This is a genomic window from Variovorax sp. H27-G14, assembly GCF_046156345.1.
Classification (GTDB): Bacteria; Pseudomonadota; Gammaproteobacteria; order Burkholderiales; family Burkholderiaceae_C; genus Variovorax.
This window is the reverse complement of the sequence record NZ_JAYLVN010000017.1, coordinates 40,196-54,611: the sequence shown is the minus strand read 5'-3', so window position 1 is coordinate 54,611 and position 14,416 is coordinate 40,196. Positions and strand designations below refer to the sequence as shown.

Annotated in this window: 12 protein-coding genes and 1 pseudogene; 9 read left to right on the top strand and 4 right to left on the bottom strand. The window is 63.7% G+C overall.

The window, feature by feature from the left end:
- The first annotated feature begins 313 nt into the window (after positions 1 to 313).
- Both VLK31_RS28160 and VLK31_RS28155 read left to right on the top strand, forming a co-directional pair.
- A complete protein-coding gene (locus VLK31_RS28160) occupies positions 314 to 1,843 on the top strand; it encodes a YadA family autotransporter adhesin (protein WP_409171780.1) in 1,530 nt (509 codons plus the stop codon).
- Positions 1,844 to 2,146: 303 nt separating this feature from the next.
- A pseudogene (locus tag VLK31_RS28155) lies at positions 2,147 to 2,356 on the top strand (SOS response-associated peptidase); the annotation flags it as partial.
- 101 nt (positions 2,357 to 2,457) lie between these two features.
- Here VLK31_RS28155 and VLK31_RS28150 read toward each other — a convergent pair.
- Entirely contained in the window at positions 2,458 to 2,829 is a 372-nt protein-coding gene (locus tag VLK31_RS28150; RefSeq protein ID WP_409171779.1) for a hypothetical protein, read from the bottom strand.
- Positions 2,830 to 3,077: 248 nt separating this feature from the next.
- Between VLK31_RS28150 and VLK31_RS28145 the strand changes: the two genes are divergently transcribed.
- From VLK31_RS28145 to VLK31_RS28120, 6 genes are all read left to right on the top strand, one after another.
- Positions 3,078 to 3,524: a hypothetical protein gene (locus VLK31_RS28145; RefSeq protein WP_409171778.1), complete on the top strand. Its 447-nt coding sequence runs from the start codon at positions 3,078 to 3,080 to the stop codon at positions 3,522 to 3,524.
- A 74-nt stretch (positions 3,525 to 3,598) separates the two neighbouring features.
- Positions 3,599 to 4,621, top strand: a complete 1,023-nt coding sequence (locus VLK31_RS28140; RefSeq protein WP_409171777.1) for an acyltransferase family protein — start codon at positions 3,599 to 3,601, stop codon at positions 4,619 to 4,621.
- 1,954 nt (positions 4,622 to 6,575) lie between these two features.
- Positions 6,576 to 7,262, top strand: coding sequence for a Crp/Fnr family transcriptional regulator (locus VLK31_RS28135; RefSeq protein ID WP_409171776.1), 687 nt, complete (start codon positions 6,576 to 6,578; stop codon positions 7,260 to 7,262).
- 94 nt (positions 7,263 to 7,356) lie between these two features.
- The gene (locus tag VLK31_RS28130) at positions 7,357 to 8,385 is read left to right on the top strand and encodes an EAL domain-containing protein (RefSeq protein ID WP_409171775.1); all 1,029 of its coding nucleotides are present in this window, start codon (positions 7,357 to 7,359) and stop codon (positions 8,383 to 8,385) included.
- Complete coding sequence (locus VLK31_RS28125) at positions 8,382 to 8,615, top strand: hypothetical protein (protein ID WP_409171774.1); 234 nt, start codon at positions 8,382 to 8,384, stop codon at positions 8,613 to 8,615. The genes VLK31_RS28130 and VLK31_RS28125 overlap by 4 nt, the downstream gene beginning before the upstream one ends.
- 83 nt (positions 8,616 to 8,698) lie before the next feature.
- Entirely contained in the window at positions 8,699 to 9,463 is a 765-nt protein-coding gene (locus tag VLK31_RS28120) for a Crp/Fnr family transcriptional regulator (RefSeq protein ID WP_409171773.1), read from the top strand.
- Positions 9,464 to 9,523: 60 nt separating this feature from the next.
- Here VLK31_RS28120 and VLK31_RS28115 read toward each other — a convergent pair whose 3' ends face one another.
- From VLK31_RS28115 to VLK31_RS28105, 3 genes are all read right to left on the bottom strand, one after another.
- Complete coding sequence (locus VLK31_RS28115; RefSeq protein ID WP_409171772.1) at positions 9,524 to 11,329, bottom strand: cytochrome c biogenesis protein DipZ; 1,806 nt, start codon at positions 11,327 to 11,329, stop codon at positions 9,524 to 9,526.
- Between the two features lie 103 nt (positions 11,330 to 11,432).
- A complete protein-coding gene (locus VLK31_RS28110) occupies positions 11,433 to 12,809 on the bottom strand; it encodes an ATP-binding protein (protein ID WP_409171771.1) in 1,377 nt (458 codons plus the stop codon).
- A 160-nt stretch (positions 12,810 to 12,969) separates the two neighbouring features.
- Positions 12,970 to 13,335 (bottom strand): hypothetical protein, encoded by a 366-nt coding sequence (locus VLK31_RS28105; RefSeq protein ID WP_409171770.1) that lies wholly within the window; start codon positions 13,333 to 13,335, stop codon positions 12,970 to 12,972.
- Between the two features lie 158 nt (positions 13,336 to 13,493).
- Between VLK31_RS28105 and VLK31_RS28100 the strand changes: the two genes are divergently transcribed.
- The gene (locus VLK31_RS28100; protein ID WP_409171769.1) at positions 13,494 to 14,237 is read left to right on the top strand and encodes a response regulator; all 744 of its coding nucleotides are present in this window, start codon (positions 13,494 to 13,496) and stop codon (positions 14,235 to 14,237) included.
- Positions 14,238 to 14,416: the final 179 nt, after the last annotated feature.

The window sequence follows — 14,416 nt, the reverse complement described above, 5'->3', positions numbered from 1 at the left end:
AGCAACAGCAATTGGCAGCGGCGCTAGCGGTTCGGCGTTTCAGCCTGATTCGCCGGGGCAGGTCGGAACCGGCGGCAGCGGTGGCGGAGGCGCCCTCGCTTCTGTCGCAGGGGCTACCGCGATTGGCGGCGGCGGCGGCGGTGCAGCGGGTTCGGTCAATTCCCAAGGAGGGGGATACATTGCAGCGCAGGGGGGGGCGGGCGCCGCTGCAACGAACACGGGCGCGGTCGCAATCGGATCGGGCGGAAGTGGTTCATATGTTTCAGGTATTGGTGTCGGGGGCGCCGGCGGCAATGGCGCAGTCGCCAGCGGATTGGCAAGCACTGCGATAGGCAGCGGTGCTGACGCTTCTGCGGGTAGTGGGCTTGCAGGGGCATCCGGCGCAGTCGCCGCCGGCGACTACAGTACAGCAATCGGTGGCTCCAATGCTGCGGGTCAAAGTGCCCAGGCAACTCAGACCAATGCCAGTGCTTTCGGCAACGGTGCGTTAAGCCAAGCGGCAAACGCTACTGCGCTGGGTACGAACAGCCAAGTCCAAGCATCAGCGACGAATTCTGTGGCTCTGGGCCAGGGCTCTGTGGCCTCGGCTGCAAATACCGTCTCTGTTGGTGCTGCAGGCGCTACGCGCACGATTACCAACGTCACCGCCGGCAATGTTGCTGCCGGAAGTACCGATGCGGTCAACGGTGGGCAGCTCAACACCGTGCAGCAAACTGCGAATGCGGCGCAGGCAGCGGCGCTCGGCGCCTCAGCTACCGCCGGCATAGCCCTGACGACTGCGCAGGGTGTTCAATCACTTGCAGCGAGCGCACAGTCAACCGCCGCTTCGGCGCTCGGTGCCGCACAAGGAGCCCAAGCAACCGCCACGGATGCAAAAAGCTCGGCTACCGCGGCTCAAGCTACTGCGAGCACGGCGCTCGGCGTGGCCAATAATTCTGCCCAATACGCTGCAGGCGGCACGAAGTTGGAACTCAATTCCAACGGAGGGGCCGGAACGACGGTGACGAACATTCGAGCAGGCGTCTCGGCGACCGACGCGGCCAACGTCGGCCAGGTGCAGCAAGCCCAGCAGGGTGCCGTCACGACGGCCAACGGTTTCACCCTGCAGCAGGTGACGGCGCTGCAAAACGTCATGAACCAGGCCTTTGCCAGCGGGCTGTGCAACTTCGGGACGGGTGGCAACGTCACCTGCGGAGCAGGATCGACCGCCACCGGCAGCGGCGCCACCGCGCTGGGCACCAACGCCACGGCCAACGGCGACAACACCACGGCAGTGGGCAATGGGGCCCAGGCGCGCTACGCAGGCTCTGTGGCCATCGGCGCAGGCGCAAAGGCGCTGGCCGACCCGACTACAGCCGTGGGCAACAACGCGGTGGCCACGGGCAACAACGCCGTCGCCCTGGGGGCGAACACGCTGGCCGGCGGTTCGAACTCCGTCGCGCTGGGTCAAGGCTCGGTGGCCACGCGCGACAACTCGGTGTCCGTGGGCAACGCCGCTACCGGTCTGACGCGAAGCATCACAAATGTCGCGCCTGGCGTGCTGCCGACGGATGCCGTCAATCTCCAGCAGCTCCAGCAGATGAACGCAGCCTCGGCCTCCGAAGCTCGGACCTTTGCAGCCAAGGGCATTGCCGCGGCAATGGCAATGAGCGACGCACCGATGCCTTCGGCTCCTGGCAAGACTAGCTGGGCAGCGCAAGCAGCCAACTACAAGGGGCAATCGGCGTTGGGTATGAGTGTCATGCACCGCCTACCAACCGAAGTGCCTCTCGCATTCGCGGCCGGGGTGAGCGGCGCAAGTGGTTCGGTGGGCGTGCGGATCGGCCTGAAGGGCGAGTTCTAAGATGGCGCATGACGAGTGGCAGTTCACGCTGACCTCCCACGTCCTACACGCGGGGGCGGCGCAATCTAGCCGCAATCTATGCTGCGCCTTAAACCCGTAAAAATACTTCAGCTCATTGGCGTGGTGCTGACCGCCTGCGGAATCGTTGGCGTCATCGGCGGTGAGCGCTGGGGCCCTTCGATTGCAATGTTGGGGATCTGTGCCTACGGAGCATCGAACGCGCTTGAGTGGCTCAATCGCCCGTGAACGTCAGTCCGACGCTGATCAAGGTGCTGGGGTCCTCGGGGTTCTGGCCATGGTCTCGAACAGTGGTGGCAGTTTTGCCGCGCCGGTGGTGCGCCGTGGGGCCTGGCAGGGCTGTGGGCCACCTGGACAGACAAGGTGACAGGGGAGGTGCCCGAGAGCTTCACCATGCTCACGCTGAACGCTGATGAGCACCCGCTCATGAACCGTATGCACAAGCCAGACCCGAAGCTGGCGGCCGATAAGCAGGACAAGCGCAGCACTGCTCCTCCTACGCCCAGGTCTGACAGATGGCCGACAAGGCAGCGCGAGCGGATCTTCCATTTCCCGCGCCAGCGGGCGGCGCAATACAAATTCCGTATGAGATCCGCTCAGTCCTCGGACGGCCGCAGTTCCGTGCGTAGCGCGTCGCGTTGGAGGATCACATCCACCAGATTCGTATGGAAGCCTTCAGCGTCGGGAAGCCGGAATCCGAGCCAGCCCAGCCCTGGGTGGCGCAGGTTGAGCACCAGGCTGCCGTCTGCCTCCATGGACCATTGCCACGCAGGCGAGTGCACCTGTGGCGGTTGCTTGATGATCAGCGGAAGCGCTTTCGGGACCGTTGGCTCGAGCGACTTCCTGGTTTCGGCCAGGACGCGTATGAGCCGGTCAACGGACTCGGCGGGCGAGATCGCTCCAGTCGTTGTCCAGCTCGCGTAGTCCGTTCCGTTGTCGGCGGTCAGGTCGACGGTCATCAGCTTCATGGTCGGGACCTTTCGCAGACGTTGATCAGTCTCGCGGATGTTCGTGCGATCAGCAAGTGTTCACAAGGGCGCTGAGGGCGCCCAAGAAAAAGCCCGCACGAGGCGGGCAAAGGGACAGCCCCATAAGAGGGAGGGAGGAACTGCGGACTGCCCGCGTCGAGTCTACCGGAACGGCGCCCATGAAAAAGCCGCCTCAAAAGTCCACCCTGAAAAATTCCATATTTCAGCAAAGCGCGGTGTGATGAAGCGTGCCACCCGACGTCAGCGAAGAGAGCAGCGCGCGCAATGCCATCCTAATTTCGAGCGCTAAGAAGCCGCAGCTTCGCCAGGATCATGCGCAGGTTGTGCCTCGGTGCGCGGCAATGAAGGCTGCGGTCCCATCGATATACTCCGTCGAATTTCCAAAGAAGCTAGCATTCTTCAACGCATCAGCTTGCAATTCGTGCTCCAAAAAACAAAATCATCAACAAAATCATAGAGTTGTGGATTTTCAGCGCGGACTAACCAGGCATCAGATCCCCTATGCATTTTGGATTGACCACTTCGCTGCATCACTTTTTTCGTTGCCTAAGCACCGTTCACTCATTTTTGGCAATCGTGGGTTCAACTCATATACGGCGCGTATCAGCTATGCAGACGTTCCCTTCAGTGTTGATGCCCGCTTCGTCGATAATCGTCGCGCGTATGGTTCTTGACTTCGGCCATGAAGAACCTGCACTTCACAGGTTTCGGATCGAGCGAGCATTAAATGCCATTGCCATGAAATTATATGAATACAGTCGAAAAATCCAGACAGAATAATTTTGACTTTGTAAGATTGTCGGCGGCATTCGCCGTACTAATCAGTCATCAATTCGCCTTGAATGCTCGCCCTGAGCCAGTCCTATTTCATAGGAACCTGGGCACGCTTGCCGTCCTCATATTTTTTTCAGTCAGTGGTTTTCTTGTGTCGCAAAGCTGGAGACAGGACCCACATGCGTTACGTTTTCTAGCAAAGAGATTCCTAAGGGTCTGGCCAGGCCTTGCCGCCGTCACTTTGATTGCAGCATTTCTTCTTGGCCCTGCCATTTCGTCCCTCAACGTAAAAGCTTACTTTGCTCATCCAGAGTTTGAATCTTTCTTGCTCAACCTGCAAGTCTGGAAAATTCGATTTTTTCTTCCAGGAGTTTTTAAAGAAAACAGTTATCCGGGGGTCGTTAATGGTTCTTTTTGGACGATTCCGCTGGAAGTAAATTGCTACGTTTTACTGCTGGCCGCCGGTTGTCTCGGCATCATGGCTAAAAAATGGGTGGCGGTATTGGCGATAATCATTTGTGGAATTTACTATTTCGGGTTTGCGGCTGACCCGACGGACTATCAATATCATTACGCACTGTATTTCTTCGCTGGAGTCTCTCTCGATTTGTATCGGCGAGCGTGGGAGAATTCGCCGCTTTACTTGCTTGCTGGAGCGTGCGCTATTTCACTAGCCCTTCTTTATTTTGGCGCGGACCGCGTATCGATGCTATTTCTTATTCCGGTGGTCGCTATATACATAGGAACCCGCTCGACGCCCGTGCTTAGCAACATTGGAAAATATGGCGATATTTCTTATGGCATCTATATTTATGCCTTCCCGGTTCAACAGACAACATTATGGGCTTTGGGAAAAGATTTCCCATTCATCCCCGGCCTCGTGATTGCTGCCATGGCCACAACTTTTTGTGCTTTCCTTTCATGGCATTTTGTCGAAAAAAACGCTTTGCGTCTTAAGTCATACTTAGTCCGACCTGAAAAATCCCCAACTCTTTGATTTCACTAGTGATTTCCGGGTTTTCCGGGCGCGGAATTTGTTAGGTACAGGGGCGTAGAACGCTGGTTCCTTGCAATTTTTGACGAGGTTTTATCGATGGGGCCGAAGCCTGTGAAACCAGAGACTGACGAACTGTTCGTCTCTCGCCTGGATGAGTTGCTCAACTTGTGCCACGCGCTCGTGCGCAACCGACACATTTCGCCCGAGTTGGCGGAAGCCGGGGATTTCTGGCGCATCGATGGTCGGCGCAGCCACAGAACGCTTCTGGGGCCGCTGGGCGATAAGGGGCGAATGGCAGTTTAGAACGGGGTGAAAAGCAGGCCTGGTTTGCCTGACAAACGCGCTGGGCGCCCAATGAGGCTCCTGCTCATTCCCCACGGTTTTGCTCGTTTTGTTTGTCAGGCAAAGGGCGAAAAAACAACCGCATGACAACGACTTGTATCGGATCAGGCGCCCACATGGGGTGCAAGGGGTCGAAGGTTCGAATCCTTTCACACCGACCAAAATCAGTAGATAGATCAACGGGTTACGCTCACAAGGCGTGAGCCGTTTTTCTTTGTCACTTCAGTTTCTTTGGCAAGCCTGAAACGCTGCCATTGCGCCTCGCCTTCGCCTTCGATGGTGGTCGCGTCCCCCCGATGCCGGCTTGCACAAAAGCCCGGCTTCACCCAGCACCCTTGCAGACTTCATGCTGGCTTCACTCCGCCCGACCACACTGCCTCTCGACAGCAGCCGGCGATGGTAGAGGGTGAGGGCGGGCAAGTCTGCCCAGGGAGGCATCCTCGATGCCGGCGGCTGTCACCTTTCGCGTGCTCGCCAGGCGGCCCTGCAACGATCCAAGCCGCGAGCTTTACCTCAGCACTTTTCAAGCGCCCACGAAAAAGCCCGCACTAGGCGGGCTTTGGAATGTGGTCGTGAACTCTTACGCGGTCCACGCTACGGCAAATATTCATCTGCGGAAGTCGCTTGTTATTTTTCTCGTCGTAGCAACTTCGACGCGCCGGTATGAGATTCGGCTTGCCTGGCCAGGCAACGCTCAGTATTTTTGAGCGACCTGCAAGTATAGCAGTGTATTCGGGCTCTTTTGGGGTTTCTACGGGTTGTTTGATCGCGCAGCGGTCCAACTGCATCGCTGCGGCGACACCGGCTGGCGTCTTGCGCTGCGCCGAGACCTGCGCGCGGGGCGCTGGCACTGCCCTGGCGCAAGGCCAGCTTGCGGTGCCCTGATGGCGTGATCGCGATCTGATCGCACGACGGCGAGCATGCTCATCAGGATCGCGCCTGCGGCAAGTCCCATGACAAAAGCGAAAGCGACGAAAGAAGGCTGCGGTATGGCCATGGCGTAGCAACGCCGCAACCCATAAATCGGTTTACGACTTTTTACATTGCCACCTTACGCTGCTGCTCATCTCTGTCGCAACGCGTCCTTGCCGGCCTGCGACGCTCGCGCCTCGTCCACCGTGTCGGCGGAGACCAGATGCTGTTGCTTGCACACAGAGCAGCGGTAGTGCAGGCGCCCCGGAAACAGGCGCATCCACGCGCTTCGCGGCACCCGCTGCAGGTATTCGGAGCCGCATGCACAAAGAGAAAAAAAGTTGGCCATTGAGTCGTTGGGTTGTGCACTCTGACCTTCCCCTGCCGCGCTCTTGTGGCGCTTCGGCATCCTGCGGTGCAATGACGCAATTGTTTCCAATGACTACTAAATTAGCACTCCCCAGTTCACGGTATTCGCAGATGCACGTGACGTAGCGCAACAATCGGCTGTGCTGAATTTCACTTACTTTCGTCTTCTGCCGGTATTTAGGCCGAAAAACCACGCATTTGCAAAAAAGTACCGGATCGAAAGCACTTTAGCTGCTGAACTGAGACGCAGGGTCAAGTCCGTCGGCGGGGGCCTCACAATATTTGTGAATGCGGCGCAAACAGCCGCACAGCTTCACAAATCGCTCCCGTCATGTACCTGCATCCCCTCATCGCCCAATTGCCGCAGAAAGAGCGCGTGGCATTGGTTCAGCGCAGCGAACTTCGCTCGTACCGGCGCAACGAGACCTTGCTGACTGCCAATGAGTGGTCGAACCACGTGTACTGCGTAGCCAGCGGCCCGCTGCGCGTGGTCGCACCCCCTGTGCCGGGCGGCGGCGCCGACGTCACCACCGACTTCATTCATCAGGACGATTTCTTCCTCAGCCCGGCCTTCAACGAAGACAGCTTCCAGGCCACGCAGACGCTCATCGCTGCCTTGCCGTCCTCCGTTTACCTGGTGCCCATTTCAGCAATGCGCAACCTGTGCGCGGCGTACCCCAGCGTGGCGCTCTGCCTGCTCGGCATGGCCTTGAAACGCATGGCGTCGATGCGCGGCCAGTTGCAGCGTATTTCGTCCTTGTCGTCAGAAGACTTGGTGACGCGCGTGCTGCGCCAGCTCACCTACCTGGCGCCCGCGGGCACGGGCAGCAGCGGCTACGACAAGCGCATTACCCAATCGGTGATCGCCTCCTACTCCGGGCTGTCGCGTGAGGTGGTGAACAAGACCATGCGCGACCTTGAAAGCCGCGGCCTCGTGCGGCGCGAAGAAGATGGCGTGCATGTCAGCGCCGAGTTTGCGTCCACCGATTTCACGAGCCTTCAGGCGATGGCGCTGTAAGCCGACGAGCACGCAGCCGCCTCCTAACGCGCCACTCCACGCCACCCCCGCGCCACCCTGCGCTGACACGCAGTTCGCCGACCTGCCGCACGACGTGCGCAGCGCCAGCAGCCCCATCGAGACCTTGCTTGCCGTGCTGGGCGCCGAGCCGGTGCGTGCCAAGGGCATCGCGGCGCTGGTGCAGTTGCATGCCGACTGGATCGAGGTGCGCTCGCCTGCACAGCTCGGCACGTCGGAGATCGAACTCACGCTGTGGACCGCGCAGCCTTTCCCCGACTCGCGCGAAAGCCGGGCGGACGGCGGCTCCCAGCGCTACCGCGCCGACATGGACGTGGCGGTGCGCGTGAGCGAGGCGCTGCGGGCCGAGGCGCTGTCCTTCGCCTGGCAGCCCGTGATGCACGCCAGCACCAACGCCAGCAGCCATGCGAGCACCCATGCGAGCATTTTTTACCGCGCCGGGCGTGCGCGCCTCGCCCCCAGCCGCGGTGCGCCCGCGTCGCTCACGCCCGAGGTGTTCATGCCCTGCCTGCAGCGTCTGGGCCTGGCGCGGGCGTTCGACCGCGTCGCCGTGCGCCAGGCGCTGGCCGCGCTGCGGCTTCAAGGCAGCTCGCACATCGGCGTGAGCATCTCCGCGCAGAGCACCAAGCTCGACCACTGGTGGGCCTCGATGCTCGCGGCGCTCGACGAAGAGCCCGCGCTGGCGTCGCGCCTGGTGATCGAAATCACCGGCAGCGCCGCGCTCCCGGACCTGGAGGCCGCGCGCCACTTCTGCGTGCAGATGCAGCTGCGCGGCTGCCGCATCGCGCTGCGCGACTTCGGCGGCGGCGGCGACAACCTGGCCGCGGTGCAGGCCTGCGGCCCCGACATCGTGAAGCTCGACGCGTCCTTTCTGCGCCGTGCCCGCGACGGCGCCTTCGGCCGCGATTGCCTGCGCGGCATGGTCGCGCTGTGCGCCCACTTTGCTTCGCACGTGGTGGTCGACGGGGTGGAGCGCGAAGACGACGTGCAAGTCGCCGCGCGTGCCGGCGCTCAGTGGCTGCAGGGCTACGGCGTGCGCGGCGCAGAGCGCACCGCCTACACGTACCAAGGCACCGACGTGCATCACTACCCAGACCAACAATGAGCCTTCCGCCCGACATGCAAATGCGCCTGGTGAATCTGACCACCGACCTGCTCCAACTGCAGCGCGCCGTGCAGGAGCTGCTCCAGCATTGCGCCTCGACCCAGAACAACGCGGACCCGGACGACTTCATCGGCACCGCCCAATACCTTGCGCTGGAAGCCGCGCTGCATTCACCCGACCCGGCCCAACCCCGGTCGCGCAGCGGAAGGAAGAGGGCGCCGAATTGCTGAGGTGGCGCATGCCCGTCGAGCACCCACCGTTGGCGGTGCGTTCATGATCACTGCCTGACTGTTGTACGTCGCTGCGAACACTCGTGTACCTGCATCCTCTCATCGCCAATGTGTCGAAGGCCGAACGCTCGGCACTGGTCCAGTGCAGCGAGCTGCGTTCCTACAGGCGCAACGAAACGGTGCTGGCCGCCGACGACTGGACCGACCGCGTCTACTGCGTGGCCAGCGGCCTGCTGCGCGTGGTGGCTCACGGCAAGGGCAGCCCCCAGCCCAGCGACGTCACCACCGACTTCATTCGCCAGGACGACTTCTTTCTGGGCCCCTCCCTTAGCGAGGACAACTACCAGGCCACGCAGACACTGGTCGCGGCCTTGCCCTCGGCGGTGTACCTCGTTCCAGTGGCCGAGATCCGCAGGCTGTGCGCCTCGTACCCGGAGGTGGCCATCGGGCTGCTTGGGCTGGCCATGAAGCGCATGAGCGTCATGCGCGGCCAGTTGCGCCGCATCTCCGCGCTGTCGGCCGAAGACCTGGTGAGCCGCGTGCTGCACCAGCTCACGCTGCTGGCACCTGCGAGCACGGGCGCCTACGACAAGCGCATCACCCAGTCGGTGATCGCCTCTTACTCCGGCCTGTCGCGCGAGGTGGTCAACAAGACCATGCGCGACATGGAGCACCGCGGCCTGGTTCGGCGCGACGACACCGGCGTGCACGTGCCCGCGGACTTTGCCGTCAGCGACTTCGGCGGGCTGCTGCCCATGGACCAGGGCCTGGCACAAGCCGAGCCGCAGCAGCACGACCCCCTGTACCCCGCGAACCTGCTCGAACCGCCGCTGCGCCCGCGCGCCTGAAAGTCGCAGCTGGCCGATAGGCCCGAGTGGACCCGGGTGGGCCCGCACGCTGCGCGCCTTTCAGCCGAAGGTGAACACAAAGGCCTGCGCGCCCGCGTCGAGAAACTCGATTTCGAACAGCCGCTCGGCGGGGCTCGATGCCTGCCGCACCAGCTGGTAGAGCCGCTGCGCGCCGACCGTGCCGTTGCCTTGCGCGTCGGTGTCCGCGCCGTGGTCCGCCAGCGGCGGCTGGCCGTCGACCGTCACCTTGAAGCGCACAGGCGTGCCGTCGGCCGAAGGGCCGAGCACCAGGTGCAGGTCGCGCGCATGAAAGCGGTAGGCGATTCGCCCGCCAGCCCGCGCCAGCACCGCGCCTTCGTTGCCCACCGTCCATTCGCCGTTCAACGCCCACTGGTTGGTGCGCAGTGCGGCGGGCGCCTGGTAAACCCGGGTCCGGTCTTTGGCCAGGCCGCCGGGCGACGCAAAGCCATGCGCGCGCTCGTAGCCCAGGTAGGTTTCACCCGACAAGGCGGGCACCTCCGCCGCGGCGGCCTGCGTTCCCTGGCCTTCGGGTGCCACCGGCTGGCCCGCCATGGTCGGGTGCCCGGCCTCGGCCAGCAACTGCCGAATGACCTGCTCCGACTTCTCGTACTGACCTTCGCCGAACTGATGATGGCGAATGCGCCCCTGCGCGTCGATGAAGTACAGCGCCGGCCAGTACTGGTTGCCGAACGCCCGCCAGATGGCGTAGTTGCTGTCCACCGCCACCGGAAAGTCCACGCTTAAATCTTTTGTGGCGCGGCGCACGTTGGCCGGCTGTTTCTCGAAGGCGAACTCCGGCGTGTGCACGCCCACCACCACCAGGCCCGCGTCCTTGTACTTCTCGGCCCAGGCGCGCACGTAGGGCAGGGCGCGCAGGCAGTTGATGCACGAGTAGGTCCAGAAGTCGATCAGCACCACCTTGCCGCGCAGGGCTGCAGGCGTGAGCGGGGCGGTGTTGATCCACTCGGTGGCGCCGGTGAGCGGCGCGAAGCCGCCTTCGTCGGGCAGCGACAGCGCGGGAGCAGGACCAGGGCCAGGGCCAGGGCCAGGCGTTGCAGCGGTCAGCACCAGCCCCGAGGGGTCGATGCCGGCTTGCGGCCGCTTCGGCTCGACCTTGTCCACCAGCGCCTTTTCCAGCGCGGTCGTGGTGCCGAAGGACACGCGGCTCAGCAGCCCCGTGTCCAGCCCCAGCGCAATGGCGCCGACACCGGCCAGCACCGCCACGCCTGCCGCGCGCCGCACCCATTCGCCGGTGTGCAGCGAGCCCTTCATCAGCCCGAACAGCCGCCCGCCGAACAGCAGCGCCGCCGCCAGCGAGGTGCACGCGCCCGCCGCATAGGCCAGCAGCAGAAGCGACGTGCCGATGCTCGCGCCGTTCAGCGCCGCCCCCGTCAGGATCAGCCCGAGGATCGGCCCCGCGCAGGGCGCCCACAGCAGCCCCGTGCCCACGCCCAGCAGCAGCGGCGACAAAACAGATGTGCCCACCGACTCCCCCGGCGACGCACCCACCGGCGCTGCCTGCCCCGACAACCGCTCGCCCAGCGCCACCAGTGGCCGGCTCAAGCGGTCGGCCACCGACGGAAACAGCAGCGTCACGCCAAACACCGCCAACAGCGCGATGGCGGCGTCGCGCCCGTAGGCGTTCAGCGTCACCACCCAGGCGCCACCCACCGCCGCCAGCGTGGCGATGGCGGCAAACGCCAGCGCCATGCCCGCCAGCATCGGCAGGCCGTGCGAGCGAAAGGGCCGGTCCGCCCGCGCGAATACGAACGGCAGCACGGGCAGGATGCACGGGCTCAGGATGGTGAGCACACCACCCAGGTAGGCAACGAGTAAGAGAAGCATGGTGGGTCTCGGTGAGTGAACAGGCGAAAGAACAAGCGTGCAAAGGCTTCGCGGCCTCGCCGCGAGAACCGCTTCAACCAATCGACAGTGCAAGGGGCGCTGCTCAGCCCGGCGGTGCGGCGCGGATGTCCATCGTCAGCCGCGCCTCCAGACCGCCTTCGTCGCGGTTGCGCAGTGCCAGCTGCGCGCCCATCGCTGTCGAAAGCTGGTGCGCAATGGCCAGTCCCAGGCCCGTGCCGCCGGTACTGCGGTTGCGTGAGCCTTCCACGCGGTAGAAGGGCTTGAGCACGTTGTCCAGCTCGTCGGGCGGAATGCCGGGGCCGTTGTCGCGCACGGCCACCACCAGCTGGTCGGCGTCGGCATGCACCTGCAGGCGCACGTCGTCACCAAACTTCAGCGCGTTGTCGATCAGGTTCATCACGATGCGGCGCAACGCGTTCGGCCGCGTCACGATGGGTGCGCCCGCGCGGCCTTCCAGCCGCACCTGCTGGCCCGCGTCTTCGTAGTCGGCCAGCATGCTTTCGAACAGCGCGTCGGCGTCCACGCGGCAGGGCGGCTCGGTGGTGCCGTGCAGCGTGCGTGCGTAGGTCACGCCTTCGCGCACCAGCGCATGCATCTCGTCCAGGTCCTGGCGGAACTTGTGGCGGTCTTGCGCGCTGTCCATCAGGTCGGTGCGCAGCCGCATGCGGGTGATGGGCGTCTGCAGGTCGTGGGAGATGGCCGCAAGAATTTCGACACGCTCGGCCATGTAGCCCGCAATTCGCTTCTGCATTGCGTTGAAGGCGCGCGCCGCGTGCTTCACCTCGGTGGGGCCTTCCTCGGCCAGCGGCCGGCCCTTCAGGTCGGGCCCCAGCTCGTCGGCCGCGTCGGCCAGCTGCGCCAGCGGGCGCGTCACCAGCCGCACCGCGTACCAGGCGCACACCGCCAGCACCAGCAGCTGCACCCCCAGCAGCCACATCACCCAGCTCGACACCGGCATGTCGACCCGTCGCGCATGCACCAGCAGGCTGGAGCCGTCCGACAGGCGCACCTGAATCTGCAGGTCCTTCGCCACCTGCGCCACCTTCACGGTCTGGAACGGACGCATCGCATCGGTGATGGCCGTGGCGAACTGCTTCAGCGCCGGCGTGTCGGGCGGCGTGCCTTGCGCCGTGCCGCCCAGCGCAAAGCGGTAGTTGCGCCGCTCCAGCCGCGCCAGCCAAGCATCACGCTCGTTGGCTGGCAGGCGGTCGAGGATGGCGACCGAGCTGGCGATGTCGCGCTCGATGCCCGTCATCATCAGCTCGCGCATCGCCAGGCCGCGCTCGTAGCCAATCGCCATGAAGGTCAGCAGCTGCGCGATCGCCAGGCCGATGACGATGATCAGCGTCACCCGCGAGAACAGCGTGCGCGGAATCAGGCGGCGCAGGCCCTGGGGGGCGGCTGCAACGGCAGTCGCGGCTGTGGCTGTGGGCGCGGAGAGGCTGGCGGCGTTGGGCATGGCTGGGTTATAGACCCGGCCCCGGCCCCGCGGCCACTTGTTTGTATTGCAGTGTGTGGAGCTGCGGTGTTCGACATAGAACATTACCCACGTATGTCCACGTATGTCCACGCATGTCCACGTGGGTCCACGTGGGTCCACGCGGCCCCACCCTGCAGGGCTACTTCAGCAGCTCGACCTTCTTCACGAAGTCCAGCGCCTCGTTGGCGCCGGGGCCCGCAATGCGGTCCTTGTTGGGCTCGCGCCGGTAGTCGAGCAGCACCTGCTTTCCCACCAGCTTCTTCTTGAGGCGCGAGCCTTCCGAGGCCGCGTCTTCGTCGAACCAGTCGCCGCAGTGGCCGTCGCAGTAGGCGGTCACGCGCTGGCCTGTGGCGGACTGCACGACGATGTGCAGGTCGTCGATGCCGCCGCCTTCGCGCAGCGTGCCGGCCAGCGAGGCCGCGAGCGCAACGCCCGGCAGCAGGGCCAAAAGCGAAACAAGGGGAGGGATGGCGACGAAGGTGAGGAGAGGGCTGCGGCTTTTCATTCGGCCGCCATGATAGGTGCGCCCCGTGTCGGTGCCGCCGCGCAACGTACTGTGGCCGCGCGGCCTGCCGGATACACAGGCATACAAACCCGCTTGTCCGTTGCGCCAGCGGGGCTACATTGCGGCTTGCGCAGCACTGCACGCCCCACGGCACGGCCATGACGACCCTCAAGAACTCCGACCACATCCTCATCGTTGACGACGACCGGGAAATCCGCGAGCTGCTCAGCACCTACCTGGTCAAGAACGGCCTGCGCGTGGTGGCGGTGCCCACGGGGCGGCACATGCGCGCGGCGCTGGAGTCGTCGGGCCCGTTCGATCTCATCATCCTGGACTTGATGTTGCCTGGCGAAGACGGCCTCACGCTTTGCCGTGACCTGCGCACGGGCAAGTACAAGGCCACGCCCATCCTGATGCTGACGGCGCGCAGCGAAGAGGCGGACCGCATCCTCGGGCTGGAGATGGGCGCTGACGACTACCTGGCCAAACCGTTTTCGGCCCGCGAGCTGTTGGCGCGCATGCGTGCGGTGTTGCGCCGCACGCGCATGTTGCCGCCGAACATGCGTTCGACGGAGTCGGCGACCATGTTGGCCTTCGGTGATTGGCAGGTGGACACCAAGGCGCGCCATTTGTTGGACGACAGTGGTGTGATGGTGGCGCTGAGTGGAGCGGAGTACCGGCTGTTGCGTGTGTTCCTCGACCATCCGCAGAAGGTGTTGAGCCGTGACCAGTTGCTCAGTCTCACGCAGGGGCGCGAGGCTGAGTTGTTCGAGCGTTCTATCGATTTGCTGGTGAGCCGTTTGCGCCAGCGGCTGCGAGACGATGCGCGCGAGCCGCGGTACATCAAGACGGTGCGCAGTGAGGGCTATGTGTTTGCTTCGTCTGTCGAGGCCGTGGATTGACGCTGTCTTGAATTGACGCGGCTTGTGATGCATTGGCAGTTGAGCGGGTTGCGTATTTCTTGCGCGAATCCGCCTGTCAGGAATAGCAGGGCTAGCCATAGGTTCTTCATGGTGTGTGTCCTTGTTCTCTTGTTTCGGTGGGGTGCTTTTCAGGGCGTGTGCACAGGCCGCCGGGTGCT

What these genes read in the sequence shown, in the direction of transcription:
- VLK31_RS28150 (WP_409171779.1), bottom strand. Translation starts at nt 2,829, where the DNA reads ATGAAGCTGATGACCGTCGACCTGACCGCCGACAACGGAACGGACTAC.
- VLK31_RS28140 (WP_409171777.1), top strand. Translation starts at nt 3,599, where the DNA reads ATGAATACAGTCGAAAAATCCAGACAGAATAATTTTGACTTTGTAAGA.
- VLK31_RS28135 (WP_409171776.1), top strand. Translation starts at nt 6,576, where the DNA reads ATGTACCTGCATCCCCTCATCGCCCAATTGCCGCAGAAAGAGCGCGTG.
- VLK31_RS28125 (WP_409171774.1), top strand. Translation starts at nt 8,382, where the DNA reads ATGAGCCTTCCGCCCGACATGCAAATGCGCCTGGTGAATCTGACCACC.
- VLK31_RS28115 (WP_409171772.1), bottom strand. Translation starts at nt 11,329, where the DNA reads ATGCTTCTCTTACTCGTTGCCTACCTGGGTGGTGTGCTCACCATCCTG.
- VLK31_RS28110 (WP_409171771.1), bottom strand. Translation starts at nt 12,809, where the DNA reads ATGCCCAACGCCGCCAGCCTCTCCGCGCCCACAGCCACAGCCGCGACT.
- VLK31_RS28105 (WP_409171770.1), bottom strand. Translation starts at nt 13,335, where the DNA reads ATGAAAAGCCGCAGCCCTCTCCTCACCTTCGTCGCCATCCCTCCCCTT.
- VLK31_RS28100 (WP_409171769.1), top strand. Translation starts at nt 13,494, where the DNA reads ATGACGACCCTCAAGAACTCCGACCACATCCTCATCGTTGACGACGAC.